This is a genomic window from Variovorax sp. dw_954 (assembly GCF_018449755.1).
Lineage (GTDB): Bacteria > Pseudomonadota > Gammaproteobacteria > Burkholderiales > Burkholderiaceae_C > Variovorax.
Window position 1 is genome coordinate 165525 of the sequence record NZ_JAAVVD010000016.1, and the last position, 26600, is coordinate 192124.

The window sequence follows — 26600 nt, forward strand, 5'->3', positions numbered from 1 at the left end:
CGGGCGAACGAGGCTTCGCAGGGCACAGCCGTGCTCTCCGGGATCGCCGTCGAGGTCGATCCCAACGCCGAGAAAATGCCGACCGACAAGTTGGTCGATGTCTCGCCACTGGCGCTGCGCATGAGCAGCCCCTTCAACGCAGGATATTGGTTGGCCGCAGCCTGATTGCGGTTCGCCGTGGGTCGCGCATTCGTCGTGGCGCGCCCTGCATCCATGCGTCGTCGCAGTCACTGACCGGCAATGCCGGCCAGTGACGCTCCGCCAGCCATCCAGGCCCGTCCATCCGACGGGCTTTTTTATGGCGCAACAGCTTGCGCCAGCGCGACGTACTCCGCCACAGGCACTTCCTCCGCGCGCCGCTGGATGTCGAACGCGCCGCCGAAGCGGTGCGCCTCCAGCCACTTGCCCAGCGTGTGCCGCAGGATCTTGCGCCGCTGGCTGAAAGCGACCTGCACGATTTCGCCCAGTCGGCCGACGTCGACGACGGGCGGCTCGGCCAAAGGCACCATGCGCACCACGGCGCTGTCCACGCGCGGCGGCGGATCGAAGCTCTCCGGCGGCACGAACAGCACGTTCTCCATGGCGTAGCGCCACTGGAGCATCACGCTCAACCGGCTGTAGTCGGAGGTGGCCGGGCGCGCCACCATCCGGTCGATCACCTCTTTTTGCAGCATGAAGTGCTGGTCGGCAATGAGGTGCGCGAAGCCGAGCAGGTGGAACAGGATCGGCGTCGAGATGTTGTAGGGGAGGTTGCCCACCACGCGCAGTGCGGCGGGGGCCTTTTGCGCGGCCAGCGCCGCGAAGTCGACCTTCAGCACGTCGGACTCGATCACATCCAGTTGCGCATGGTCGCGCAGCCGTGCGGCCAGGTCGCGGTCCAGTTCGACGACGGTGAGCCGCCCCAGCCGCTCGACCAGCGGTTGTGTCAGGGCCGCGAGCCCCGGCCCGATCTCCACCATTGCGTCGCCCGGCTGTGGCGCGATCGCCAGCACGATCGCGTCGATGATGCCGCCGTCGGTCAGGAAGTGCTGTCCGAAGCGCTTGCGCGCAATGTGCTTCAAGACTGTGGCGGCTCGCGGAACTCGACGTAGGCGCGCGCGCGCACCTCTTGCGCCCAGATGTCGAAGGCCTCGTCCAGCTTCTTTTCGCGCAGCGCGGTGCGTGCGGCATCGCGCTGCTCAGCGGGGTTCAGCCTGGTGTCGCGCCGGCCCTCCACCTGGATCAGGTGCACGCCGAAGCGCGACACCACCGGATCGCTCACTTCGCCGGGCGACAGGCGGTTCATGGCCTCCTCGAATTCAGGCACGAACTGGCCGGACCGCGACCAACCGAGTTCGCCACCGTCCTTGGCGCTGCCGTCCTGCGAGTTGTCGCGCGCGAGCCCGGCGAAATCGGCCGTGCCGTTCTTGATGCGGAGCTTGAAATCGGCGAGCTTGGCCATCGCCTGCTCGGTGCTCATCTTGGCGTCGGTGCGCAGCAGGATGTGGCGCACCTGGGTCTGCGTGACGGTTGCATCGGCGGCGCCCGGCTGTGACCTGGCGAGCACCTTGAGCACATGGAACCCGGCCGGCGAGCGCACCGGCCCGGCAATGCCGTTGACCGCGGTGGTCTCGACCGCTTCCCGGAACAGCTGCGGATAGCGGTCCGCGCTGCGCAAGCCGATCGCACCGCCGGCGATCTTGTCGGGCGCGTCGGACAACTCGCGCGCCAGCTTCGCGAAGTCTTCGCCGGCGCGCACGCGTTTGGCGATGGCCTGCGCCTTTTGCTCGAACGGGGCAGCCTGGGCCTCGGTCGCGCCTTCGGGCACGGCCACGAGGATCTGCGCCAGGTTGATGTCGAACGGCAATGCGGCGTTGGGCGCCGAGCGCTGGTCGCGCAGGAACTGGTCGACCTCGAGGTCGCTGACCTTGACCTTGGGATCGACCTCGCGCTCACGCAGGCGGGTCAGCGTCAGCTGGTTGCGCAGGTCGCGCCGGAAATCCGCTTGCGAGATGCCATCGGCCGCCACGCGCCGGCGCAACTCCTCGACACTGAGCTGGTTCTGGCGCGCGACAATCTGTTCGGCCTGGTCGACTGCGGCATCGTCGACCTTGATGCCCTGTTCCTTGGCGAGGTGCAATTGGGCGCGCTCGCTGATCAGACGCTCCAGCACCATCGAGTTCAATTGCGCCCGCGGCATCTTGCCGGCTTCGTTGGGGTTCTGCTCGATGATGCGCTCCACGCGCGCCTGCACGTCGGAGTTGGTGATGGGTTCCGAATTGACCAGCGCGACGATGTATTCGGCCGAGCGCTGCACCGCCGGGGCCGCGGGCGCACGCGGCGTCTGCGCCGGGGGCACGACGAAGCTCTGGGGCGCCTTCATGATGTCCGTGATGCCGCGGCTGGGCGTGCCCGCGGGAGAGCCGTTGCTCGTGGTGGCGGGACGGAGGCCTTGCGCCTGCGCGCCAGCCGCCATGGCGAGTGCCGTGGCAACGGCCAGCGTGAGGGTGGAGCGAAGGTGTTTCATGACTGGGATGCTCAATCGTAATTTGTGTAACGGCTGGGGCCGGTGACCGGCTGGCGCAGCGGTGTGTAGCGCGGAATATTCGTCTGCAGGGTGCGCATCGGGCTGGTGCCGACGCTGGTGAAGCCCACGAATTCGATCTGGAACATGATGCGCGTATTCGCGGTGACCTGACCAGTCGTAAGCCTTTCCAGCACGACACGCCCGATGTAGCAGCAGCCGTCGTACTCGAGGCCGATGATGCCGTCGGTCATCTGGCGATCGATCAGGCTGTAGTTGAGCCGACCGACGGCAAACCAGCGTCCGCCGCCGAGCCCGCGTCCCGGCCCCAGATTCTCGTCCTTCGTGCCCCAGAGGTCATTGAGCGGCCATTGCCAGCCGATGTCGAGCGACTTGTTGCCGTCGCCCGCGCCGGGGGTCGAGTCGGCCTGGTAGCGGTAGGCCGCGCTGATGGTGCGGTACGGGCCCGGGCTGTAGCGCAGGCTCAGCGTGTTGCGGGTCGATATGTGGCTATCGGGGTTGTACTGGATGGTGGTGTCCAGGCTCCACTTCGGCGTCCAGTTGATCTGCGCGCCCATCAGCACGTCGCCCACGCCCTTGTCGACCGTCGGAACGCCCGGGAGTTGCACCTTCTGATCGCTGAATCGCAAACGCTGCGCAATGCCGAAGCGTGCGGCTTCCGCGCCCGTGTCGGGATCGATCAGGCGCGAGGTCACGCCCAGCGTGAGCAGGTTGTTGTCGGCGATGCGGTCGTTGCCTGAAAACGCGTTCTCGGTGTAGACGGTGGCGAAATTGAAGTCGTTCGCTGCTGTGTCGTAGACCGGGATCGCGCTCTGGTCGCGATAGGGCGTGTAGACGTAGAACGCGCGCGGCTCCAGCGTCTGGACCAGCGAGCGGCCGAAGAAGCTGGTGTCGCGCTCGAAGACCAGTCCGCCATCGAGACTGAAAGTCGGCACCGTCACGTTGGCAGACGAGACTCCATTCAATTTTCCGTAGGCCTGCGCGTCGGACCGCACCTCGAGCGGATCATCGAACGAATAGGCTCGCGCATGCAGCTGGAGTTTAGGAACGACGAAGCTGCCAGGCGTCAGGAACGGACGGCTGATGGTTGCCTGCGAGTACACCCGTTCGGCGTTCGGCTGGGTGAGCAAGGCCCCGGATGCGAACTGGCGGGATTGCAGAGCCGGGTCGCCATCGAAGCGCGTGTAGTCGTTGTTGAGCGAGATGTCGAAGCCGTTCCAGTCGTACTTGTTGTAGTCGGCAGTGACCTGCGGCATGCGGTTGTACGGCGGGATGATGGTCGCGGACGTCGTGCTGTCCTGCAGCGTCTGGTAGTACAACGCACGCGCCTGGCCGCTCCAGTCGCCCTTGCTCCAGTTGAGCGTGCCGTCGCTTGCCAGCAGGCGCTGCGTGAGCGAAGGGGTGCGCGAGAAGTCGCGCCAGTAGTCGTCGTCGCTCACGCGGTTGATGTTGAGCGAGCCGCTGAAGCTGCTGAGCCCGAGGGCCTTCGCATCGAAGGTTTGCGTGTGCGAGGACCAGATGCCCCAGCGATCGCGACCGCGCAAGACGTCGCTCGGCATGTAGTCCACGCGTGCCTCGCCGTTGTAGCCCTTTTCGAGGTAGCGGAAGTCGGTGCTGAGGTCGATGCCGCGCTTGCTCATCAGCGTGGGCGTGAGGGTCAGGTCCCGGTTGGGTGCGAGGTTCCAGTACCAGGGCTGGGTGATCTCGATGCCATTGACGTTGTCCACGCCGATCGTCGGCGGCAGCAGGCCGGTCTTGCGGTTGCTGTTGAGCGGAAAGCTCAGGCTCGGAAACGGCGGCGTGCTGATGCCCATGAAGGACAGTTGCGCGTTTTCCGCGACGCCGACGTTTTCCTCGGTGTCGGTATGCAGCGTGGTCGCGCTCAGCATCCAGGCCGGCATCCAGCCCGGATAGTCCTCGCGCCGGCAGGTGGTGTAGGTGGCTTCCCGTGCGACCGAGCGGGCCGCGTCGACGAAATCGATGCGCTGCGCGTCGCCATGGCCGCCGGTGGCCAGGAAGCGATAGCGCACGTTGTTGAAGAAGCCTTCGAAGCTCTCGACCTTGAGCTCGAGGTCCGGCCCCGAGTACTCGTTGCCGGCCTGGTTCACGCGCACGTGGCCGGCGGCCTTGGCCAGGTCGGTGGGCTGGTCGTAGGAGAGCTTGTCGGCGTTGATCACGGTGTCGCCGCGGCGCAGCTGCGCATTGCCAGTGACCACGGTTTGCAGGTCAGGCTGTCCCGAGATCTGCTCGCCGGTGATGAAGCTCGTCTGGTCGCCGCGCAAGGGCTGCGGCACAGTTTCCTGCAACTGCGGCGTTCGCTTGAGCGTGAGCGGTCCCGCCAGGTCGATCGCTTGCGCGGCCGCACCGTGCGCGTGCAACAGCGCGAGCGAAAGCACGGCCAACGGAAGCGGGGGTCGGCACCGGCGCTGGATGGCACGGGTCAGGTCAGGCGTCGGCACAGGCAAGGGCGTCGGGCAATGGAGGCAGAGGGGGCCGGTCGGGATTGGCAAGGTTCGGCCCGAAGCCGAGTCGCAAGGCTGCCGGCGGCCGTCCGCGCCAGGCGGATTTGTAGAATCGATTATCCATGACAGTACCTTCGCCAACGCCCAACGGCGCCGACCGGGCCATCGCGTGGAGCGACCCCGCCCGCGCATCTGCATTTGAACGATGGCTTGCGGCCATCGCACCGGCCCAGGGACTGCGACCCGAAACCGTGCAGCTGGCCTCGGCCGATGCCAGCTTCCGCCGCTACTTCCGCGTCGACAGCGTCGATGCCGCGATCGGCACGCGCATCGTGATGGATGCGCCGCCCGCACTGGAAAACAGCGCACCCTTTGTCCAGGTGGCCGGGCTGATGGCCGGCGCCGGCGTGAAGGCGCCGCGCGTGCTCGACTGGAACCAGGCCGATGGCTTCCTGCTGCTCGACGACCTCGGCCGGCAGACGATGCTCGACGTGATCGACGCCGATCGGCCCGAGGCCAACCTGCCGCACTACCTGCAGGCGATCGACGCATTGATCCGATGGCAACTCGCGTCGAAGCCGGGCGTGCTGCCTCCCTATGACAAGGCGCTGCTGGAGCGCGAACTCTCGCTGTTCCCGCAGTGGTACCTGGGTGCGCACCGTGGCGTGGCGGTCGAGGGCATGTTGAAGGAGCGGCTCGAACGCGCCTTCAAGATCATCGTCGAGACCAATCTCGCGTCGGCCAACGTGTATGTGCACCGCGACTTCATGCCGCGCAACCTGATGATTGACCCTGGCGACAAGCAACTCGGCGTGCTCGACTTCCAGGACGCCGTATACGGCCCCATCACCTACGACATCGCCTGCCTGATGCGCGACGCCTTCCTGAGCTGGGACGAGGAATTCGTGCTCGACGTGACCGTGCGCTACTGGGAAGCCGCGCGCAAGGCCGGGTTGCCGGTCGAGGAGGACTTCGGCAGCTTCTACCGTGCGGTCGAGTGGATGGGCTTGCAGCGCCATCTGAAGGTGGCCGGGATCTTTGCACGACTGACGCTGCGCGACGGCAAGGCCCGCTACCTCGCCGACACGCCGCGCTTCATCCGCTACATCCGCACGACCTGCGCGCGCTACAGCCAGCTCACGCCGCTGCTGCGCGTGATCGACGAGGTCGAAGGCACGACCGATTCCATCGGGTTCGCGATTCCGCGCGTCTGACCGACGCCACCATGCCGCGCTTCCACTGCTCCGTCCGGCTTTCGAGCGGCGACACGCTGGTGCTGCCGCCCGGCGCGGCGCGGCATGTGCAGGTGCTGCGATTGCAGCCGGGCGACGAGATCACGCTTTTCGATGGCGCCGGTGGCGAATACCTGGCCACCATCGAGCGCATGGGCCGCAGCGATGTCTCGGTGAATGTCGGCGCGCACGATCCGGTCGAACGGGAAGCGTCGCGCCCGGTGCATCTAGCGCTGGGCATGCCGGCCAACGAGCGCATGGACTGGCTGGTCGAGAAAGCCACCGAACTCGGCGTGGCGAGCATCCAGCCACTGATGACGGCGCATGGCGTGCTGCGCCTGGCCGGCGAGCGCGCCGACAAGAAGGTGGCGCACTGGCAGGCCGTGGCCGTGGCGGCCTGCGAGCAGTGCGGTCGCAATCGTGTGCCACAGGTCTTGCCAATCCGCCCGCTGGCCGACTGGCTCGCCGCCTTGCCCGCACCGGGCGCGGGCGAGCGTCGCGGCATCCTGAGCTTTGCAGCCGGCGCGCGCAGCACCGGCGCTTTCCGGTCGGAAGCGGCGGGCAGCTTCACGGTGCTCAGTGGGCCCGAGGGCGGCTTGAGCCCCTCCGAGGAGCAGGACGCATTGCGACGCGGATTCCTGCCGCTCACGCTGGGCACGCGGGTCTTGCGCGCCGAGACCGCGGCCATCGCAGCGCTGGTATCCCTCGGGAGCTGAGACCGGGACGCTATCCCGCGCTGCGCAAGGGGACAGACGTGACAGGCGCGGGGCGGGCGCGCAGAATTCCCCCGGTCGCCCGCCTTTCGGCGCAAGGGAGACTTTGATCAGGTTCCCGCAAGGGCGCGCGCCGAGGATGCGCGGTCCCCGGAGGACTTGGTCAGCGTCTCCCTGCGCGTGATCAGCACGGCGGTTTTGAGGCAGTCCTTCACACTGAGCCTTCGATTGCGGCAGCCCCGCTGCCGTTTGCGAAGCGCGACCATCAACAATGTGAGGCTGTCACACATCAAGCGCGCCTGCGTGCGCACAACGGAGGAACACCATGGGCTTGCTGGATTCGGTACTCGGTCAGGTTCTAGGCTCGGTCGGTCAGGGCCAGCCTCAACAACAAGGCGGTCTTGGAGGCCTTGGCGGTCTTGCGGGCCTCGGGGGAGGCGATCTTGGCGGGATCGCCGGCGCACTCGGCGGCCTGCTGGCCAACAACGGGACGGCGGGCGGCCTGGGCGGGCTGGTCTCGAAGTTCGAGCAGGCCGGCATGGGCGACGTGATCGGCTCGTGGATCGGCAAGGGCGACAACGCCCCGATCTCCGGCAACCAGCTGGGCCAAGTGCTCGGCGGCGACGCCATTTCAGGCATCGCCGGCAAGCTGGGCATCGATGCCACGACGCTGCTGCCGATGCTCGCGACCCTGCTTCCCTCGCTGATCGACCAGCTCACGCCGCACGGCAAGGTTCCGGAGCAGGGCCTGGGCAATCACGACGACCTGCTGTCGTCGCTCAGCGGCCTTCTGCAAAAGGGCTAGGCCACCGCCCAGCCCGGCATCAAAGGCGCCTCACCAGGCGCCTTTTTCTTTGGCCCCGATGCGAGGCGTCGCCCGAAACGCATCAGGCCGCCCAGCACAATGCCTTCATGAACAAGAACCTCTGGCTGCTGGCGATCTGCCAAGGGCTGTTTCTCACCAACAACGTCACCTTCATCGCCATCAACGGCTGGTCGGCCTGAGCCTCGCGCCAAGAGGATGGATGGCGACCTTGCCGGTCATGGGCTATGTGGTCGGCGGCGCGCTCAGCACCGGGCTGGTGGCGCGCTCGCAGCGCCGCTTCGGCCGGGGCGGGTCGTTCCAGCTTGGACTGGCGGTGGCTTTCTGCTCCGCCCTCCTTTGCGCCTACGCGGCTTACGGCAAGCACTTCTGGCTGCTGTGCTTCGCCACGCTGGTGGCCGGCTACTACAACGCCAACGCGGGCCTGTACCGGTTTGCCGCGGCGGAGATCGCGGCGCCGGCGTGGCGCGAGAAGGCCGTGTCGCTGGTGATGGCCGGCGGCCTCATCGGCGCAGTCATCGGGCCGAACCTGGCTGCGGCGACGCGCGGCCTCTTCGATGTGCCGTTCGTCGGCGCTTACCTCGCGCTTGCAGTGGTGGCGCTGGTGTCGATGGCGGTGCTGCGCTTCATCGCGTTTCCGCCGCCGCTCAGCCGGCAACAGGCCGCGAGCGGCCGGCCGCTCGGCGCGATCATGCGGCAGCCGGCCTTCCTCGTGGCGGCAGTGGCAGGGTCGCTGGGCTACGGCGTGATGAACCTGCTGATGGCCGCCACGCCGATCGCGATGCAGGTCTGCAGCCTGCCGTTCCCCGACATCGCCCTCGTGCTCGAGTGGCACGTCATCGGCATGTTCGCGCCAGGCTTCTTCACGGGCCATCTGATCCGCCGCTTCGGCACCTTGCCGGTGATGGGCGTGGGCTTGCTGCTGAACCTCGGCTGCATCGCGGTGGCGCTGTCCGGCGTGGACCTGCACCAGTTCATCTTCGCCTTGACGATGCTGAGGGTGGGCTGGAACTTCCTCTTCACCGGCGCCACGACCTTGTCCCTGAGCACCTACACGCCGGAGGAAAGGGACCGGGCCCAGGGCGCCCTCAACTTCTGCATGTTCGCGACGCTGGCGGTGACCTCGTTCGCCTCGGGCGTGCTGGTGACGACGCAAGGCTGGCGGCTGCTGAACCTGGGCTCCCTGCTTCCGGTGGCCCTGACCGTGGCGGCGCTGCTGTGGCTGGCCTTGACGCAGCGGCGGGCGGCTCGGCTTGCGACTTGAGGAACCGCTGGCTCAACAATGCTTGTCGAGCCAGCTGCGCAAGGTCGCGAACACGGCCTTCGCATTCATCTCGTTGAAGATCTCGTGGAACAGCCCGTCGAAGCAGGTCGCGGCGACGATGCCGTCCTGCGGCGATGCGCGCGCAAACGCCTTGCTCGCACTGGGCCGCACGATCTTGTCGGCCCCGGCATAGAGCAGCAGGGTCGGCACCCGCCAGTGCCGCGCCACGGATTGCACCACCGCGCCTTCCTCCGCCAGGAAACTCGCCAGGCGACCGCAGATGCGGTCGTGGTTCAGCGGGTCGTTGCGGTAGGCCTGCACGACGGCCGGGTCATGCGAGATGTGCTCGACGTTGATGCCGTTGCCGACGCGCAGGTTCGGCGCGATGCGTGGCAGCACGGCCAGCAACATTTTCTGCATGGCATCGAGGCCCGGGTCGAACGCGGGGGATGACATGACCAGCGCCTCGACCGGCCGCACCTCGCGCGCGACGAAGCTCGCGGCGACCAGGCCGCCCATGCTGTGGCCCAGCAGGATCAAGGGCGTGTCGGGATAGACGCGGCGCGTCTCGTCGACCACCGCGGCCAGATCGTCGATCAGGCGCATCGTGCTCGGCAATCCGCCGCGCGGACCGCTCGACCTGCCGTGCCCGTAGTGGTCGTGCGCGCGCACGTCGAAACCCCAGCTGTTGAGGCGTTGCGCCACGTGGTCGTAGCGGTCCATGTGTTCACCCAGCCCGTGCGTGATCTGCACGACCGCGCGCGGCGAGGCGCCTTCGACCGTCCACTCGCGCAGCGCGAGCGTCTCGCCGTCAGGACGTCGCAAGGTGAGGCCGTCCGCCTGGGCGGCGATGGCCTCGACTTCCGCGGGGGCGAGCATCTGGTTCAAGCCGTGGCCACCGCGTGAGACACCGGCAGTGCGGCGATCACCTCCGACACCGCGGCCGTGAGCTTCTTGGCATAGGGCACGTTCAGGAACTCGTTGGGCCCGTGTGCGTTGCTCTTGGGGCCGAGCACGCCGCAGACCATCATCTGCGCCGTGGGGAAGCCCTTGGTCAGCATGTTCATCAGCGGAATGGTGCCGCCCTGGCCGATGAAGCCGCAAGGCGCGCCGAAGTGCGCCCGGCTGGCGGCATGCAGCGCCTGCTCGAACCACGGCGTGATCGTCGGTGCGTTCCAGCCGGTGGCGCCGCCGCCGCCTTCGAAGGTCACGCGGGCCTTGTAGGGCGCGTTGTCTTCCAGCAATTCCTTGAGTTGCTGCACGGCCTCGTCGGCCTGGACCAGCGGCGGCAGTCGCAGCGACAGCTTGAACGCGGTGTAGGGGCGCAGCACGTTGCCGGCGTCCTTGAGCGCGGGAAAGCCTTCGGCGCCGGTGACGCTCAGCGTCGGCTTCCAGGTGCGGTTCAGCAGCGCCTCGACCGGGTCGGTCGTGGTGGGCAACGCAAAGGCCGTTGCGCCTTCGCAGTCGTAGTGGGCCCATGGGAAGCGCTTGTAGACCTCCTCGCCGAGGATGGCGGCCGTGGCCTTGGCCTGCGCCAGCCGGTCGGCCGGCACTTCGCAATGAAAGCTGGCGGGCAGCAGGCGGCCGGTCTTGCTGTCCTCCAGCCGGTCGAGCACCTGGCGCATGATGCGGAAGCTCGACGGCACCAGCCCCGATGCATCGCCGGAATGGATGCCTTCGGTCAGCACCTCGACCTTGAGCGTGCCGCTGGCCATGCCGCGCAACGAGGTGGTGAGCCAAAGCTGGTCGTAGTTGCCGGCGCCGGAGTCGAGGCAGATCACCAGCGCCACCTCGCCAAGCCGCGGTCGCAAGGCATCGACGTAGGGCAGCAAGTCGTAGGACCCGCTTTCCTCGCAGGTTTCGATGAGGCCGACGATGCGCGGATGGGCCGCGCCCTGCGCCTTGAGCGCCTGGATGGCAGCCACGCTGGCATAGACCGCGTAGCCGTCGTCGGCGCCGCCGCGGCCATACAGCAGGCCGTCTTCGTACTTCGGCGTCCAGGGGCCGAGATCGTTGCGCCAGCCGCTGAACTCGGGCTGCTTGTCGAGATGGCCGTACATGAGCACGGTGTCCGTCATCGTCGTGCCGGTGGCGGGTACCTCGAAGAACATCACCGGCGTGCGGCCTTCGAGGCGCACGATCTCCAGCTTCAGGCCCTCGACCTTCTGCTCTTCGACCCACTTCGCGGCATTGCGCAGCACGGTCTCCAGGTAGCCGTTGGTCGACCACTGCTCGTCGAAGCCGGGCGACTTGGCCGGGATCTCGATGTAGCTGGTGAGTTGCTTGACGATGTCGCCGTCCCACTGGGAAGAGACATCGGACAGGGCGCGCTCTGCGTCGAGCTGGCCGGCTGGAATTTCACGGTGCAGGGGGGCGTTCATCAGGGAGGTACTCCAACGGGGCAATGCGCGATTTTGCGCTGGATCACATGCGCTTGAAAGCGGGAACTGGTGCCGAACCCAGAGGTCGCGAACCAAAAAATCGATGTCTTCTTTTGCGACTTCTGCGTAACCTTTGCGACTTCTGCGTTCAATGGAAATCCGCATTCATGGCCGCTTCCAAGCACCCCGTCCGCGTCGGCATCGGCGGTTGGACCTTCGAACCCTGGCGCGACAACTTCTATCCCAAGGGCCTGTCGCAAAAGCTCGAATTGCAGTACGCGAGCCGGCACCTCACCGCCATCGAGGTCAACGGCACCTACTACAGCACGATGAAGCCCGAGAGCTTTCGCAAGTGGCACGACGAGACGCCCGACGACTTCGTGTTTTCACTCAAGGCCTCGCGCTTCGCAACCAACCGGAAAGTGCTGGCCGATGCGGGCGATTCGATCGCGCGATTCGTCGGCAGCGGCATCGTCGAACTGGGCGACAAGCTCGGCCCCATCGTCTGGCAATTCATGCCGACCAAGCAGTTCGATGCGGAAGACTTCGAGGCCTTCCTGTCCTTGTTGCCGAAGAAGGAGGGCAGCCGCGCACTGCGCCACGTGATGGATGTGCGACACGAGAGCTTCATCTCGCCCGACTACCAGAAGCTTGCGAAGAAGTACAAGGTGTCGACGGTGTTCACCGACTCGGACAAGTTTCCGTCGTTCGATGAACCCGAGGGCGACTTCGCCTATTCGCGCCTGATGATGTGCGCCGCCGACCTGCCCACGGGCTATGCGCCGGAGGCCCTCGATGCGTGGGCGACGCGCGCGAAGGGATGGACGACCTTACCCGTGAAGCGGGACGTGTTCGTCTTCATGATCAACGGCGCCAAGGAGCGTGCGCCCGCCGCAGCAGCTGCGTTGCTGGAACGCCTGGGCTGGGCGCCCTCCTGAGATCCCCGTTGGGAGGCAGGCCTCGCGCGGCCCCTGCCCCGGGGACGTTGAAAAGCCTAGGCCGCCGCCTGCAGGGCAGGCTTGCTTTCGACGACGGGCGGCTTGCTTTCGCTCTTCCCGCTCGTGCCGAAGGTGATCTCGCCCGACAGCTGGCCGCCTTCCTCGATGACGATCTTGCCGTAGCGGATCTTGCCCGTGACCTTGCCCGTCGAGTGGATGACCAGGCGCTCGCGCACGGTGAGGTTGCCGTCGAAGGTGCCATGGATCTCGGCGATGTCGATCTCGGCGGAGCCCTTGTAGGCGCCCTGCTCGGCGATCTGCATCACGCGCGATTCCATCGTCGCCTCGACCAGGCCTTCCACCACGAGCGTGTCGCAATCGGTGATCTCGACGCCCTTGAGCTTGATGTTCGGGCCGACGGTGAGCTTGCTGCCGCCTTCCTTGACCGGAGGAGCTACGGCATTGGCGACTTGTGCATTGACGAGCGAAGCCTGGTTCACGGGGGAGCCTGACAGGTTGGTTGGCGAACCCACCAGCGGAGCCGGGCGGGAAGGGAGAGAGTCGGTATCGCTGGTGCGCTTGCCGAAGAAGGGGGACTGAGTGGCCAAAGGTGTAGCTCCTGGAAAAGTCATGTATCGTAAGAACGCACTTCCGCACGTCAGTACTTCATTGGGAAAGATGCGTAACCAAAAACGTTACTTGTCGAACTCCCCTTGAACTATCGTCTACGTTGTGGCAGAGACAAGGCGCTGGCCCTTTTCGTAGCGCGCGCCTTGAAGGTGACGCTATGAAATCCATAGCATGGTAGGCGCCATGCCCGGAAGATTCAAGCCCGCCAGTCGACGCGGCCTTGTGCGGCATCGTCAAGGCGCGCGACGAAGGCCGTCACCTGAGACGCCGCCAGCGACAACCTGAACTGCACCAGTGTCTCGTGGCGCACCTCTTCGAGCACGCCACCGGCCGCGCCGATCTCCCTTCGCACCAATCCTTCGAGCGCATACGGCACGGCGCAACAGAGGCTCCGTTGCGGGACCAGGGGCACGGGCGCCGCCGTGAGCAAGGCTTGCGCCACGCAATCGGTGTAGGCACGCACGAGTCCGCCGGCGCCCAGCTTCACACCGCCGAAGTAGCGCACCACCGTCGCCAGCACGCCCTCCAGGTGTTGGTGCCGCAGCACTTCGAGCATGGGCCGGCCAGCCGTGCCGCCGGGCTCGCCGTCGTCATTGGCGGCCGATTGGCCACCGGCCATCAGGGCCCAGCAGACATGCGCCGCGCCCGGGTGTTGCGCCCGCAGGCCTTCGACCACGGCCAGCGCCGCGGGCCGGTCGGCCACCGCCTGCACGCAACCGATGAAGCGACTTTTCTTGAGCAGCAGTTCGCTGTGGACCGGCTCGGCGAGCGTGAAGGGCATTCACAACAAGCCACGCGCCCAGCCCAGGCCTTCGCCGGTGCCGCCGCGCGGACGGTATTCGCAACCGATCCAGCCGTCCCAGTGGCCCTGCGCGGCCAGCTCGTCGATGACGCTGAACAGGTAGGGATGGTTCAGTTCGCCGATGTCGGGCTCATGCCGCTCGGGCACGCCGGCGATCTGCATGTGGCCGACGCGGCCGGTCGCCAGGTACTTGCGCAGCTTCATCGCCACGTCGCCTTCGACGATCTGGCAGTGGTACAGGTCCATCTGCACCCGCAGGTTGAGGGCGCCGACGGCCTCGACGATCTCGTGCGCATGGTCCTGCCGGTTGAGGAAGAAACGCGGCACGTCGCGGGTGTTGATCGGCTCGATCAGGATGTCCCGGCCGGACTTGGCGGCTTCGACCGCGGCCCAGTGCAGGTTGTCGATGTACACCCCGCGCAGGCCCTCGCGCGTCTGGTCGTCGGCAAGCAGCCCGGCCATCACGTGGATGCGCGGGCAGTCGAGCGCGGCGGCGTATTCGAGCGCCTGCTGCACGCCGTAGCGGAACTCCGTGTGGCGGCCGGGCACGCTAGCCGTGCCGCGCGATCCTTGCTCCCATGCCGTGTTGACGGTCTCGGGTGAATCGCCGCCGGGCGGCGCGTTGAACAGCACCTGCTGCAAGCCGTTGGCCTTCAGGCGCGCGGCCAGTTCGTTCGCGGGGAAGGCATAGGGGAACAGGTATTCCACCGCCTTGAAACCGTCGCGCGCAGCGGCTTCGAAGCGATCCAGGAAAGGCAGGTCGGTGTAGAGCATCGACAGGTTGGCGGCAAAGCGGGGCATGGGTGTTCCTCTCGGTGTTGTCTCTCGGTGTTGCGGGATTCGCGACGGCGTGTGTGCGTGTTCTACCAGCGCGCACCGAAGCTGGCGCGCAACGCGTCGATGGCGGCCGGGCTCAACGGCGCGGGTTCTCGGTCGCGCATCAGCAGACACAGGCGAGCCGTTTCCTCGAGTTCCTCGAGCGTGGCCATAGCGGCGGCGGGCGTGTCATGCCATACGTTGGGACCCAGGCGCTCCAGCATCACGGCGCGGATCGGCGCGCCGGCCTCGCCGCGGCGGGTGATGGTCCGGGCCACGGCCTCGGCCGCTTCAGGGGCGCCCGGGCGGTGGTAGGGGATCAGCGGCACGTGACCGACCTTCATGACGAAGTAGGGCGTGAGTGGTGGCAGCAGTTCCGGCTCCTCGCCCGCGGGCGGCTGCAGGGTCAGCGCCACGCAATGCGTGCTGTGCGTGTGGATCACGCAGCGCGTGTTCGCATCGAAGCGTGTCGCTGCCGCGTAGATGCGCCTGTGCAGCGCAATGGTCTTGCTCGCGCGGTCGCCATTCAACTGCCTGCCGTCGGCATCGAGGCGCGCCAGGCGTGCCGGATCGAGCGCGCCAAGGCATGCATCGGTCGGCGTGATGAGGTAGCCGCCGTCCTCCAGCCGCACGCTGATATTGCCGGCGGTGGCGTGCACGTACCCGCGTGCGAACAGGCTGGCGCCGACGCGGCAGATCTCCTCGCGCCCCCCGGATTCGGTCATGCGCCGAAGGCCTTGGTAAAGAAGTCGTCGCTGCCGAAATTGCCGGACTTGAGCGCGATGTGCATGCCTGGCGCAGGCGCCCCATCGGCCAGCGCATGGCACCACGGCACCCCGGGATCGATCTGCGCGCCGATCTGCAGTTGTGCGATGCCGAGCGCCTGCACGCAGGCCCCCGATGTCTCGCCGCCCGCCACGAGCAGGCGCCGTACGCCGCGCTCCACCATGCCGCGCGCCACCGCGGCCAGCGTGCGCTCCATGAGCGCGCCGGCGGCTTCCACCCCCAGTTGCCCTTGCGTGGCCTTGACCTGCTGCGGGTCGGCCGTGGAATAGACCAGCACCGGCCCCCTGGCCAGCAGCGGCCCGGCCCATGCGAGCGCCGCGTCCGCACCCTGGCGGCCTTCCGACACGGCGATCGGGTCCAGCGCGAGCGCCGGATGGCCGCGCGCTATGAAGTCGCGCACCTGCCGGTTGGTGGCGGTGGAACAACTGCCCGACACCACCGCATGCAAGCCATCCACCGCCGGCAACGCAGCTGCGCGCGGCGAGGGCGCGATGCCGAAGTTGCCCGGCAGCCCGATGGCGACGCCCGAGCCGGCCGTCACCAACGGCATGTCGGCCAGGGCCGGACCGAGCCGGAGCAGGTCGTCGTTCGATACCGCATCGACCACGGCGATGGCCACGCCGTCCGCCTTGAGTTGCGTGATGCGCGCGCGCACCGCATCGGCGCCCGCCGCCACCGCGCGGTGGTCGATCAAGCCCACCTTGCGCCGGCACTGCGCCTGCATCACGCGCACGAGGTTCGGGTCCGTCATCGGCGTCAGCGGATGGTCCTTCATGCCGCTCTCGCTGAGCAACACGTCGCCGACGAACAGGTAGCCCTTGAACACCGTGCGCTGGTTGTCGGGAAAGGCCGGCGTGGCAATGGTGAAGTCGGTGGCCAGCGCATCCATCAGCGCTTCGGTCACCGGGCCGATGTTGCCTTGCGGCGTGCTGTCGAAGGTCGAGCAGTACTTGAAGTAGACCTGCTTCACGCCCTGCGCCTGCAACCAGCGCAAGGCTTCCAGAGACTGCGCGATGGCATCGGCGGGCGCGATGGTGCGCGACTTGAGCGCCACCACGACCGCATCCACCTCGGCGCCCAGCGGCCCCCTGGGCACGCCGATCGTCTGCACCACGCGCATGCCGGCGCGCACCAGGTTGTTGGCGAGATCGGTCGCGCCCGTGAAGTCGTCGGCAATGCAGCCCAGCGGGAAGCTCATGACGTGGTGCCCTGGTTCTTGTTGCGGTTGGAGGCCGCAAAGCTTACTACCCGCGCCTGTTCCGCGGGGCAGCATCGCAAGCAGGTCAGGCGCGTTCGAACTTGAACACGGCCGTGCTGGCGCGCGCGTTCGGCAGCCAGCGCACCTCGCGCTCGTTCTGCAGGCCGAAGGCGTCGAGCAGGCGCAGCTTGTTGCGCTGCGCCAGCACTTCGAAGTCCTTGAAGGTGCCAACGCGGATGTTCGGCGTGTCATACCACTGGTAGGGCAGGCGGCGCGTGACCGGCATGCGCCCGCGCGCCACGCTGAGGCGATTGGGCCAATGCGCGAAGTTCGGGAACGCAACGATCCCGATGCGGCCCACGCGTGCGGTCTCGCGCAGCATGATCTCGGCATTGCGCAGGTTCTGCAGCGTGTCGATCTGCAGCACCACGTCGAAGGACGCATCGCCGAACATGGTCAGGCCTTCGTCGAGGTTCAACTGCAGCACGTCGACGCCGCGCTGCACGCACTTGATGACGTTGCCGTCTGCAATCTCCACGCCGTAGCCGCTGCAGCCGCGCTCGCGCTGCAGCAGGTCGAGCAATGCGCCGTCGCCGCAACCGAGGTCGAGCACGCGCGAGCCTTGCGGTACGAGCTGGGCGATGAGTCTCTGCGTGGCAAGGTCGCTCATTGGATAACCTCCGCGCTGCGCGCTGCGGTGCGAGCGCCTTCGGGCGGCCGGGCGGCGCTCATTGGATAACCTCCGCGCTGCGCGCTGCGGTGCGAGCGCCTTCGGGCGGCCGGGCGGCGCTCATTGGATAACCTCCGCGCTGTGCGCTGCGGTGCGAGCGCCTGCCGGATCGAAATCTCTCAAGAGGGTTGACACCGGATGTCTCATGCGTGCCTCCCTTCATTGCTGAACGCGATCCGATCGAAGAAGGAACGCACCACGCCGAAGTAGCGCGCGTCGTCGAGCAGGAAGGCATCGTGGCCGTGCGGCGCGTCGATCTCGGCATAACTCACGCTGCGACGGTTGTCGAGCAGCGCCTTGACGATCTCGCGGCTGCGCGCCGGCGAGAAGCGCCAGTCGGTGGTGAAGCTCACGAGCAGGAACTTGGCCGTGGCCTTGGCCAGCGCTTCGGTAAGGTTGCCGCCGCATGCGCGCGCCGGATCGAAGTAGTCGAGCGCGCGGGTGATGAGCAGGTAGGTGTTGGCGTCGAAGTATTCGGCGAACTTGTCGCCCTGGTAGCGCAGGTAGCTCTCGATCTGGAACTCGACCTGTTGGGTCGAATAACGGTAGTTCGGCCCGGCCGCTTCGCCCTCGGCCGCGCTGCGCAGCATGCGACCGAATTTCTCGTTCATCACGTCGTCGCTGAGGTAGGTGATGTGGCCGATCATGCGGGCGATGCGCAGGCCGCGCTTGGGCACCACGCCCTGCTCGTAGAAGTGGCCGCCGTGAAAGTCCGGATCGGTGACGATGGCGCGGCGCGCGACTTCGTTGAAGGCGATGTTCTCGGCCGTGAGGTTCGGGGCGCTGGCCACGACCACGGCGTGGCGCACGCGGTCGGGATATTGCAAGGTCCAGCTCAGCGCCTGCATGCCGCCCAGGCTGCCGCCCATCACGGCGGCGAGTGTCCGGATGCCCAGCGCTTCGAGCAGCACGGCTTGCGCGTCGACCCAGTCCTCGACCGTCACCACCGGAAAGTCCGCGCCGTAGACCCGGCCGGTGGCAGGGTCGACATGCATGGGGCCGGTCGAGCCGAAGCAGGAGCCGAGGTTGTTCACGCCGATCACGAAGAAGCGATTGGTGTCGACCGGCTTGCCCGGGCCGATCATGTTGTCCCACCAGCCCTCGGACCGGGGCTTGCCCGCATAGCTGCCGGCGACGTGATGGTCGGCATTGAGCGCGTGGCAGATCAGGACCGCATTGCTCCTGTCCGCGTTGAGCGCGCCGTAGGTTTCGTAGGCCAGCGTGTAGTTGGCGATCGACGCGCCGCTGCGCAGCGCGAGCGGACGCGCGAAGGACATCGATTGGGGGGTGGCTTCGAGTGACATCAACGTTCGCCCGGCCGCCCGTAGGATGTTGAGTTCCCCCTCGGGGGGCAGCGATACACGAACTGATGAGCGTGGGCAAATGTGCGCATGAAAAAACCCGGCCTCGCTAAAAAAACGAGCCGGGTCGGCCACGGTCTTTAGCTGAATTTGTTAAGCGCCCGCAAGCTGTAGCAAATCGGCGCGAGGGGAGTATATCCCCGGCAGGCCAGGCGCTGCCCGGCCCGGGACTTCAACTCAGGATCGCGATGATGCCGAGCCCGAGGAAGATCGCAGCCGACACGCCATGCACAAGCTTGATCGGCACGCGCCGCATGATGCGTTCACCGAAGAACACCACGGGTACGTTCGCCAGCATCATGCCCAGCGTGGTGCCGGCAACGACCCAGACGTAGTCATTGACGAAACGTGCGGCCAGCATCACGGTCGCGATCTGGGTCTTGTCACCCATCTCTGCAAGGAAGAAGGAGATCACCGTTGTGCCGAAGACGCCGAAGTGCGAGCGGGCCGCGCCTTCGTCTTCATCGAGCTTGTCCGGGATCAGCATCCAGACCGCCATCGCGATGAAGGACACGCCCAGGATCCAGCGCAAGGCGACCGGCCCCAGCCAGTGGGTGACAAAGGTGCCGACGGCGCCCGCCAGCGCGTGGTTGACGATCGTTGCGGCGAATATGCCTATGACGATTGGCCAGGGTTTGAGAAAACGCGCGGCGAGCACCAGCGCCAGCAGTTGCGTCTTGTCGCCCATTTCCGCGAGCGAGACGATGCCCGTCGCAACCAGAAAAGCTTCCATGATGTGTGAGTTCCTCAGGCCGAAGGACGCAATTGACCATGCAACACCTTCGGCCATATTCCCGAAGTTGCACAGTCAAAGGTCTCGCCAGGTGGGAAACTGCTTGCACCATGTCCTGCTGGGCGCAGAACAAGTCTGTTGACGCAAGCCCTTCTCGCAATGGAAGGCGGCTACTCCCCAATGACAACAGGCATTCTAGCCCGGTGGCACGGCAAGATAGTTAGTGTGCACTAGCTATCTTGGTTACTCAAGCGTGGCGCGGGATACAAATTTCTTCTTGCACAATGTGTATTTCACACATAATGAGCGAGCGTACCTCCGCAACATTTGGATGACGCAAATGTGGGTGATCGGCCAGTTTCGCGCGACTCAGCGTTTCATGTTGGATATGCAGTCGGGACTCCATCGCTTTCTTTGATGTGTTTATAGGAGTCCCGTCATGGGCAACAAACTGTACGTCGGCAACCTGCCATATTCCGTGCGCGACGGAGACCTCGAACAGGCCTTCGGCCAATTTGGCGCCGTGACCAGCGCCAAGGTCATGATGGAACGCGACACCGGACGCTCAAAGGGCTTCGGTTTCGTCGAGATGGGCAGCGACGCGGAGGCGCAAGCCGCAATCAACGGTATGAATGGTCAACCGCTCGGCGGTCGCAGCGTCGTTGTGAACGAAGCGCGTCCGATGGAAGCCCGTCCTCCCCGTAGCGGCGGTTATGGCGGCGGTGGCGGCGGCTACGGCGGTGGTGGTTCTGGCGGCGGCGGCTACGGTGGTGGCGGTTCTGGCGGCGGCGGCCGCAGTGGCGGCGGCGGCTATGGCGGCGGTGGTGGTGGCCGCAGCGGCGGTGGCTACGGCGGTGGCGGCGGTGGCGATGGCGGTTTCCGCAGCCCCTACGGTGCCGGCCCGCGTGGTGGCGGCGGCCGCAGCGGTGGTGGCGGCTACGGCGGCAACAACGGCGGCAACAGCGGTTACTGATCGACCGACACTCGCAAAAAAGGCTCCCTCGGGAGCCTTTTTGCTGCCTGTCAGGTTGCTCCTCAGCTTTCGCCGAGTCGCTTCTTGCGACCCCGGCCCTGCACCGCACGGTCGTAGACGGCATTGGGCAGCATGCGCATGATCTTGGCGATCACGCCCATCTGCCACGGGATCACGCGATAGCTCACGCCCTGCTCGATGGTCCGAAATGCCTGGTCGGCAAATGCTTCCGCCTTCATCAGGAACGGCATGCCATAGCGGTTGCCCTGGGTCAGCGGTGTGTCGATGTAGCCGGGGCAGATCGTGACGACCTTGACGCCGCTGGCGCGCATTTCGCCCCGCAGGCTTTCGCAGTAGGCGACCACGGCGGACTTGCTGGCGCAATAGGCGCCGTGGCCCGGCAGTCCGCGGATGGACGCCACGCTGCCGATGCCGACCAAGCGCCCGCTGCCACGCGCTGCCATCGCGGCGACGAAGGGATGAAAGGTGGCGGCGAGGCCGACGTTGTTGGTAGCGAGCGTACTGGCCAGTACATCGAGGTCGCTGCGCTCCGCGGTATCCATGCCGATGCTGACGCCCGCATTGGCGATCACCACGTCGGGCAGGCCCTGTTGGGCGATGCAGGCATTGCCGGCGGCCACGATGCTGTCGATCCGCGCCACGTCCGCGCCATAGACACGATAGCGCGCGCCGTCCAGCTTGCGCCCGGCCGCCCATGCCTCGATCTGCTCGGTGCGACGCGCCACCAGCGCGAGGCTGTAGCCCGCATCGTAGTAGCGTGAAGCCAGCGCCTGGCCGATGCCGCTCGATGCGCCGGTGATGAAGACCAGACCTTGCGTCATTGCGCGCCTCCCTTTTTTCTCTTGTCAGCATTCGGCACAGCGGTTGCCGACGGCGGCGGCATCAACACGCCGTGCACCCGTCCGTTCAGATTGGCCACGCCACTCAGGTTGTCGTAGTCCATCGAATCTGCGGTGAAGTGGTCCGTGCCACGGGTCAGGGTGACCGGCTTGTCGGAGCGTACGCGTTCGGTGTCGATGAACGCATGCAGGAATTCACCGCGGAACTCGAGCCTGGGCATCGGCTTGCCGTTCGGGGCGACAGCCGCGTCGCGGACCACGATTGCATTGCCGAACAGTTGAACCTCGCTGACGTCGCTGTTGGACAAGCCACGGTCTGCCGAGGCATGCGTGACCAGGCCTTGCAGCGAGATGGAGCGGAGGCGAACCTGATCGACTTCCATGGTGTCGTTGTCGGCATAGTGCCGCCCTTCGGTGCCGGCGAGCTCGCTGCGGAGTTCGCCGTTCGGCAGGAAGTTCTTCACCACGAAGCCGCGCATGAAGTAGTCGGGATCGTGGGTCGGCGCCTCCTTGGGCGTGGGCACGGCCAGCCGCGGTGCGTTGCGCACCAGCCAGTAGGTGCCCAGCGCCAGCGCGCCGGCCACGATGATCGGCAGGTAGAGGCTGCCGCGGTCGATACCGCGACGCAGCAAGCCGAGCAAGCGCCGGGCGCCGGCGGTCAAACGACCGGCCCCCGCGCCAGGTCGAGCAAGCGCCGGTAGTGCCCGGTGGCCGTGAGCAGCAGGTCGCAGAACTCGCGGGCTGCGCCTTCGCCGCCGCGCGCGGTGGTCACGTAGTTCGCAATTGCGCGGACCTCGGCATGCGCATTGGCCGGCGCGGCCGCGAAGGCGCAGCGGGCGAGCACGGGCAGGTCGGGCCAGTCGTCGCCGATGGCGGCGGCCTGTTTCCAGCCGAGGCCCAGTGCGGCCAGCATGGCTTCGGCCGCGGGCAGCTTGTCCTCGGTGCCATAGCGGACGTGCTCGATGCCGAGTGCTTCGAGGCGCACGCGCAGCGGCTTCGAATCGCGACCGGTGATCACCGCGGGCGTGATGCCAGCCTGGCGCAGCAGCTTCAGGCCGAGGCCGTCGAGGATGCTGAAGCGCTTGAGCGTCTCGCCGTGTTCGCTGAAGTAGACGCCGCCATCGGTGAGCACGCCGTCGACGTCGAAGAACACGATGCGCACGTCCTGCGCGGCGAGCAGCGTGCCGGTGTCGAATCGAAGGATCGGCATGTCCGTCATCAGATGACCTTCGCGCGCATCAGGTCGTTGATGCTGATGGCGCCGATGAGCAGGCCGGCCGCATCGGTGACCAGGATGCTGGTGATGCGGTATTGCTCCATGAGCTCGGCAGCTTCCACGCCGAGCGCGTCTGCGCGCATCGTGCGAGGTCCCTTGTGCATGACGTCGGCAGCCGTGAGTTCGCGCAGGTCCGCGCCGGTTTCGACCAGGCGGCGCAGGTCGCCGTCGGTGAAGATGCCGATCGCGCGGCCATCGGCATCGACCACGGCGGTGGCGCCGAGGCCTTTGGAACTCATCTCGCGCATCAGCTCGCTGAGGGTGGCGCGGGGCGCGACACGCGGCACGTTGTCGCCGCTGCGCATCAGGTCATTCACATGCGTCAGCAGCTTGCGGCCAAGCGCGCCGCCAGGATGCGACCGCGCGAAGTCCTCGGCGCCGAAACCGCGTGCGTCGAGCAAGGCAACCGCCAGCGCATCACCGAGCGCCATCTGCGCGGTGGTGCTCGCCGTGGGCGCGAGGTTGAGTGGGCAGGCTTCCTTCTCGACGCCACTGTCGAGCACGACGTCGGCATGGCGAGCCAGCATCGAATCGAGGCCGCCGGTGATGGCGATCAGGGGCACGCCCTGACGCTTGACCACGGGCAGGATCGCGGCGAGTTCGTCGCTTTCGCCGCTGTTGGAAATGGCGAGCACCAGGTCGACCGTCTTGATCATGCCCAGGTCGCCGTGGCTGGCCTCGGCCGGGTGCACGAACATCGCGGGCGAACCGGTTGACGCCAGGGTGGCCGCGATCTTGCGTCCGACATGGCCACTCTTGCCCATGCCCATCACGACCACACGACCCCGCACATTCAGGATGCGCCGGACCGCCTCCACGAAACTCGGCCCGACACGGTTCTTCAGGCCAAGCACGGCAGCGGCTTCGATGTCGAAGGTCAGCCGTGCGCGCGCCAGCAGTTTGTCGGCGTCGGTGCCGATCGGCAGGTCGGGGAGGGAACTCATCGGCGGGATTTTAGGCGGCGCGTCTTCAGGCGACCTGGCTTTGCGGTCTCGACTCGATCCTCGTCGGGGGGCGGGCCGGGCTCAACCCGGACCTGAGGACCACATACTCGTGGAGTTCCTCTAGCATCGGACCATGTCGGCGCTTCAACTCACACTCCTGTACCTGCTGGCGGCGGTCATCGGCGTGGTGGCATGCCGCTCGCTGAAGCTGCCGCCCATGCTGGGCTACCTGGTGGCCGGGGTGCTCATCGGGCCCCATGCGATGGCGCTCGCGGACAACTCGGATGGGATCCAGCACCTCGGCGAATTCGGCGTGGTGTTCCTGATGTTCGTGATCGGGCTGGAGTTCAGCCTGCCCAAGCTGCGCGCCATGCGCAAGCACGTGTTCGGGCTGGGACTGCTGCAGGTCTTGCTGACGATGGCCTTCGCCACATCGGGAGCGTTGATCGTCGCCAACTGGTTGCCGCCGCAATGGCGACTGGGCTGGCAGACCGCGCTGGCGCTGTCGGCCGCACTCACCATGAGCAGCACCGCGATCGTGGTCAAGCTGATGGCCGAACGCCTCGAACTGGAAAGCGAACATGGCAAGCGCGTGATGGGCGTGCTGCTGTTCCAGGACTTGGCGGTGGTGCCTTTGCTGGTGCTGATTCCCGCACTGGGCGCACCGCCCGAAGCGATGTTCAAGGCCTTGGCGGTGGCGGTCGCGAAGGGCGGCTTCCTGGTGTTCATCCTGCTCTACGGTGGGCCGCGCGTGATGCGCTGGTGGCTCACCATCGTGGCCCGCCTGCGCAGCGAGGAACTGTTCATCCTCAACGTGCTGTTGCTCACGCTGGGCATGGCCTGGCTCACCCAGTTCGCCGGGCTTTCGCTGGCGCTGGGCGCTTTCATCGCCGGCATGCTGGTGTCCGAAACGGAGTTCAAGCATCAGGTCGAGACCGATATCCGCCCGTTCCACGACGTGCTGCTCGGGCTGTTTTTCATCACCATCGGGATGACGCTCGACTGGCACGTCGCCGTCGAGCGCTGGGCGCTGGTGCTGGTGCTGCTGGCGTTGCCACTGCTGTTCAAGCTGTTGCTGGTAACGGTGCTGGCACGCGTGCTCGGCGCCACCAGCGGCGTGTCGCTGCGAACCGGCCTCTACCTGGCGCAGGCGGGCGAGTTCGGCTTCGTGATGCTGGCGTTGGCAAACGACCGCAGCCTGCTGCCGCAATGGCTGGGCCATCCGGTGCTGGCGTCGATGGTGCTGTCGATGCTGGCGACGCCCTTCATCATCCTCTACAGCAACAAGATCGTGCGCAAGCTGGTGGCCAGCGACTGGCTGCAACAGTCGCTGCAGATGACCAACATCGCGCGCAAGACCATCAACACCAGCCAGCACGTCATCATCTGCGGCTACGGTCGCTGCGGCCAGAACCTGGCGCGCATGCTGGAGCGCGAAGGCATTCCCTACATGGCGCTCGACCTCGACCCGGACCGCGTGCGGCAGGCGGCATCGGCGGGTGATTCCGTGGTCTTCGGCGATGCCGCCCGCCTGCAGGCGATGATGGCCGCGGGCCTGGCGCGCGCCAGTGCCGTGGTCGTGACCTACCTTGACGTGGCGGGCGCAATCAAGGTACTGGCCAACATCCGCGCGCATGCGCCGCAGGTCCCGGTGATCGTGCGCACGCAGGACGACCACGATCTCGAACGGCTGCGCAGCGCCGGCGCCACCGAAGTGGTGCCTGAGGCCATCGAAGGATCACTCATGCTCGCGAGCCATGCGCTGGCGCTGGTCGGCGTGCCGATGCGACGCGTGATTCGGGTGGTGCAGGAGCAGCGTGACGCGCGCTACAACCTGCTGCGTGGGTACTTCCACGGTGCGGACGACGACAACGCCGACGAGGTCGACCATGAGCGGCTGAACTCCTTCACGCTCACCGCCGGCGCCCGCGCCATTGGCCAGCCGCTGGCCGGGCTCGCGTTGCATGCGGTGGGCGTTCGCGTGGCCAGCCTGCGTCGGCACGACGGCAAGGCCGTCCCGTTGCTGGACGACACCCATTTGGCCGATGGCGACACGCTGGTGCTGTCGGGCAAGCCCGCGGCGTTGGCCATTGCGGTGGACAAGCTGCAGAAGGGGTGAGTGGGGTTCCCTGGACCTTAGATCTGGTCCGGGTTGGCGCGCGTCGGCGTGGCGCGCTCGACGGCATCGCCGGCCATCCAGCGGTCATCGACCAGCACGAAACTCTTGCGCTGCGTCAACGCCCAGCCATGCGGTCCGGCATGCCAGCGCGCGCTGCGCCAACCGGGCAGTTCGCCTGCAAGCGCTTCGCTGACGCCGGGCATGGACAGCCAGGGCGCCGGCTCGTCCAGAGTCCAGCGGACATCGGCCAGCACGCCGGTGTAGCGTTTGCCGCGCAAGCGCATTTCTTCGACCTGCCCGACGTTCGATACCGAATCGAGGCGCACGCCACGCGCCACGCAAAGCCGCCGGCCGCCACCCCACCGGGCAAGTTCCGGCATGGGCTGGTAGATCGAGATCGGCTGGGACAGGAAGCCTCCCGACTGCCCGCTGCTCGGACCCTGGTAGAGCCCCGCCTCGACCAACGTGTTCATCCACGACAAGGTGGCGGCGTTGCTGGTCTGGACGTTGACCGGCTCCTGGTCATAGGCAATGCCGTTGGCCACGCAGATGGGATCGCGGCCCGGCGTCACCTGGCCATTCGCGATGGCGTTCGACATGGCCGCGAACAACGCGGCCGGCGTCACCGACGGGGTGGCCAGCCAACGTTGAGCGCCGACGACGCCACCTACCGCGACGATCGCGAACGCGGCACCCCACATGACCGTGCGCCGACGGCGAAGTGCGGACAGGGAAGCGCCGCACTGGTCGCAAAACCGCGAGGCCCCCTCGATTTCCCGGGAACAAGCCGGACAAAACATATTTTTCTACTCCCTGACTTCCCGCCCGACTAGTTGGACAAGGTCGGGTTGCGTTTCTCTTCTTCGATTCGTTGCTGCGCGCGAACCGCCTCGCATTGCGCCGTGGCCTTGAACTCTGCCATGGCGCATTGCGCCGCCATGCATTGCGCCTTGGCTATGAAATTCCGGCCTTCGCAGCCTGCTTGCGGATTCGGCGGGGGTGGTGGCGGCTCCGGCGACGGCGCTGGCGCCACGA

The 26600-nt window shown here is 66.8% G+C and carries 25 protein-coding genes, 2 pseudogenes and 1 riboswitch; of the genes and pseudogenes, 8 read left to right on the plus strand and 19 right to left on the minus strand.

What is annotated here, in order from left to right:
* The first annotated feature begins 30 nt into the window (after positions 1–30).
* Positions 31–165 (plus strand): hypothetical protein, encoded by a 135-nt coding sequence (locus tag HB681_RS38290; protein WP_256735072.1) that lies wholly within the window; start codon positions 31–33, stop codon positions 163–165.
* 131 nt (positions 166–296) lie between these two features.
* Here HB681_RS38290 and rsmA read toward each other — a convergent pair whose 3' ends face one another.
* Genes rsmA through lptD form a run of 3 tightly spaced genes read right to left on the minus strand, consistent with a single transcriptional unit; the run spans position 297 to position 4920 of the window.
* Positions 297–1061, minus strand: a complete 765-nt coding sequence (gene rsmA, locus HB681_RS23525) for a 16S rRNA (adenine(1518)-N(6)/adenine(1519)-N(6))-dimethyltransferase RsmA (protein WP_213957285.1) — start codon at positions 1059–1061, stop codon at positions 297–299.
* A complete protein-coding gene (locus HB681_RS23530; protein ID WP_213957286.1) occupies positions 1058–2506 on the minus strand; it encodes a peptidylprolyl isomerase in 1449 nt (482 codons plus the stop codon). Before HB681_RS23530 ends, rsmA begins: the two co-directional genes overlap by 4 nt.
* Positions 2507–2517: 11 nt before the next feature.
* A complete protein-coding gene (gene lptD, locus HB681_RS23535) occupies positions 2518–4920 on the minus strand; it encodes an LPS assembly protein LptD (protein WP_345944731.1) in 2403 nt (800 codons plus the stop codon).
* Positions 4921–5108: 188 nt separating this feature from the next.
* On the opposite strand from lptD, the gene HB681_RS23540 reads away from it, so the two are divergent.
* The 4 genes and pseudogenes from HB681_RS23540 (at position 5109) to HB681_RS23555 (ending at position 9018) form a co-directional block, all read left to right on the plus strand.
* On the plus strand, positions 5109–6200 hold the full coding sequence (locus tag HB681_RS23540; RefSeq protein WP_213957287.1) for a phosphotransferase: 1092 nt from the start codon (positions 5109–5111) through the stop codon (positions 6198–6200).
* A gap of 11 nt (positions 6201–6211) precedes the next feature.
* Positions 6212–6934 (plus strand): 16S rRNA (uracil(1498)-N(3))-methyltransferase, encoded by a 723-nt coding sequence (locus HB681_RS23545; RefSeq protein ID WP_213957288.1) that lies wholly within the window; start codon positions 6212–6214, stop codon positions 6932–6934.
* 322 nt (positions 6935–7256) lie between these two features.
* On the plus strand, positions 7257–7736 hold the full coding sequence (locus HB681_RS23550; RefSeq protein ID WP_213957289.1) for a YidB family protein: 480 nt from the start codon (positions 7257–7259) through the stop codon (positions 7734–7736).
* Positions 7737–7843: 107 nt separating this feature from the next.
* Positions 7844–9018: pseudogene (locus tag HB681_RS23555) on the plus strand (MFS transporter).
* A gap of 12 nt (positions 9019–9030) precedes the next feature.
* Here HB681_RS23555 and HB681_RS23560 read toward each other — a convergent pair.
* The gene (locus HB681_RS23560) at positions 9031–9897 is read right to left on the minus strand and encodes an alpha/beta hydrolase (protein WP_213957290.1); all 867 of its coding nucleotides are present in this window, start codon (positions 9895–9897) and stop codon (positions 9031–9033) included.
* Positions 9898–9902: 5 nt separating this feature from the next.
* A complete protein-coding gene (locus tag HB681_RS23565) occupies positions 9903–11399 on the minus strand; it encodes a M20 family metallopeptidase (protein ID WP_213957291.1) in 1497 nt (498 codons plus the stop codon).
* A gap of 167 nt (positions 11400–11566) precedes the next feature.
* Between HB681_RS23565 and HB681_RS23570 the strand changes: the two genes are divergently transcribed.
* Positions 11567–12337 (plus strand): DUF72 domain-containing protein, encoded by a 771-nt coding sequence (locus HB681_RS23570; protein ID WP_213957292.1) that lies wholly within the window; start codon positions 11567–11569, stop codon positions 12335–12337.
* 56 nt (positions 12338–12393) lie between these two features.
* On the opposite strand, the gene HB681_RS23575 is transcribed toward HB681_RS23570, so the two are convergent.
* The 8 genes from HB681_RS23575 to HB681_RS23610 form a co-directional block, all read right to left on the minus strand.
* Positions 12394–12945, minus strand: coding sequence for a polymer-forming cytoskeletal protein (locus HB681_RS23575; RefSeq protein ID WP_213957293.1), 552 nt, complete (start codon positions 12943–12945; stop codon positions 12394–12396).
* Between the two features lie 218 nt (positions 12946–13163).
* Positions 13164–13748 carry a YigZ family protein gene (locus HB681_RS23580; RefSeq protein WP_213957294.1) on the minus strand — a complete coding sequence of 195 codons (585 nt, stop codon included), beginning with the start codon at positions 13746–13748 and terminating at the stop codon, positions 13164–13166.
* The gene (gene otnI, locus HB681_RS23585) at positions 13749–14570 is read right to left on the minus strand and encodes a 2-oxo-tetronate isomerase (RefSeq protein WP_213957295.1); all 822 of its coding nucleotides are present in this window, start codon (positions 14568–14570) and stop codon (positions 13749–13751) included. It lies immediately after the preceding gene.
* Between the two features lie 62 nt (positions 14571–14632).
* On the minus strand, positions 14633–15310 hold the full coding sequence (locus tag HB681_RS23590; protein WP_213957296.1) for an aldolase: 678 nt from the start codon (positions 15308–15310) through the stop codon (positions 14633–14635).
* Positions 15307–16569 (minus strand): 3-oxo-tetronate kinase, encoded by a 1263-nt coding sequence (otnK, locus tag HB681_RS23595; RefSeq protein WP_213957297.1) that lies wholly within the window; start codon positions 16567–16569, stop codon positions 15307–15309. The genes HB681_RS23590 and otnK overlap by 4 nt, the downstream gene beginning before the upstream one ends.
* Positions 16570–16654: 85 nt before the next feature.
* Positions 16655–17239: a methionine biosynthesis protein MetW gene (gene metW, locus HB681_RS23600; RefSeq protein WP_213957298.1), complete on the minus strand. Its 585-nt coding sequence runs from the start codon at positions 17237–17239 to the stop codon at positions 16655–16657.
* Positions 17240–17442: 203 nt separating this feature from the next.
* Positions 17443–18603, minus strand: coding sequence for a homoserine O-acetyltransferase (locus tag HB681_RS23605; protein WP_213957299.1), 1161 nt, complete (start codon positions 18601–18603; stop codon positions 17443–17445).
* A gap of 229 nt (positions 18604–18832) precedes the next feature.
* The gene (locus HB681_RS23610; protein ID WP_213957300.1) at positions 18833–19393 is read right to left on the minus strand and encodes a TMEM165/GDT1 family protein; all 561 of its coding nucleotides are present in this window, start codon (positions 19391–19393) and stop codon (positions 18833–18835) included.
* Positions 19394–19401: 8 nt separating this feature from the next.
* A riboswitch (yybP-ykoY riboswitch) is annotated at positions 19402–19584 on the minus strand.
* 248 nt (positions 19585–19832) lie between these two features.
* Here HB681_RS23610 and HB681_RS23615 point away from each other — a divergent pair.
* A complete protein-coding gene (locus HB681_RS23615; RefSeq protein WP_213957301.1) occupies positions 19833–20366 on the plus strand; it encodes an RNA-binding protein in 534 nt (177 codons plus the stop codon).
* Between the two features lie 62 nt (positions 20367–20428).
* Here the strand turns inward: HB681_RS23615 and HB681_RS23620 are convergent, their stop codons facing one another.
* The 4 genes from HB681_RS23620 to HB681_RS23635 are packed head-to-tail and all read right to left on the minus strand — an operon-like array spanning position 20429 to position 23446.
* Positions 20429–21208 carry an SDR family oxidoreductase gene (locus HB681_RS23620; RefSeq protein ID WP_213957302.1) on the minus strand — a complete coding sequence of 260 codons (780 nt, stop codon included), beginning with the start codon at positions 21206–21208 and terminating at the stop codon, positions 20429–20431.
* Positions 21205–21888 carry an LPS export ABC transporter periplasmic protein LptC gene (gene lptC, locus HB681_RS23625; RefSeq protein ID WP_256735073.1) on the minus strand — a complete coding sequence of 228 codons (684 nt, stop codon included), beginning with the start codon at positions 21886–21888 and terminating at the stop codon, positions 21205–21207. The genes HB681_RS23620 and lptC overlap by 4 nt, the downstream gene beginning before the upstream one ends.
* Positions 21885–22436, minus strand: coding sequence for an HAD hydrolase family protein (locus HB681_RS23630; protein ID WP_256735074.1), 552 nt, complete (start codon positions 22434–22436; stop codon positions 21885–21887). The genes lptC and HB681_RS23630 overlap by 4 nt, the downstream gene beginning before the upstream one ends.
* A gap of 8 nt (positions 22437–22444) precedes the next feature.
* Positions 22445–23446, minus strand: coding sequence for a KpsF/GutQ family sugar-phosphate isomerase (locus tag HB681_RS23635; RefSeq protein ID WP_213957304.1), 1002 nt, complete (start codon positions 23444–23446; stop codon positions 22445–22447).
* A gap of 133 nt (positions 23447–23579) precedes the next feature.
* On the opposite strand from HB681_RS23635, the gene HB681_RS23640 reads away from it, so the two are divergent.
* Positions 23580–25565 carry a monovalent cation:proton antiporter family protein gene (locus HB681_RS23640; RefSeq protein ID WP_213957305.1) on the plus strand — a complete coding sequence of 662 codons (1986 nt, stop codon included), beginning with the start codon at positions 23580–23582 and terminating at the stop codon, positions 25563–25565.
* 17 nt (positions 25566–25582) lie between these two features.
* Here the strand turns inward: HB681_RS23640 and HB681_RS23645 are convergent, their stop codons facing one another.
* Together HB681_RS23645 and HB681_RS23650 are read right to left on the minus strand one after the other, a co-directional pair.
* Positions 25583–26266: a hypothetical protein gene (locus HB681_RS23645; RefSeq protein ID WP_213957306.1), complete on the minus strand. Its 684-nt coding sequence runs from the start codon at positions 26264–26266 to the stop codon at positions 25583–25585.
* A gap of 128 nt (positions 26267–26394) precedes the next feature.
* Positions 26395–26600, minus strand: a pseudogene (locus HB681_RS23650) (zinc ribbon domain-containing protein); the annotation flags it as partial.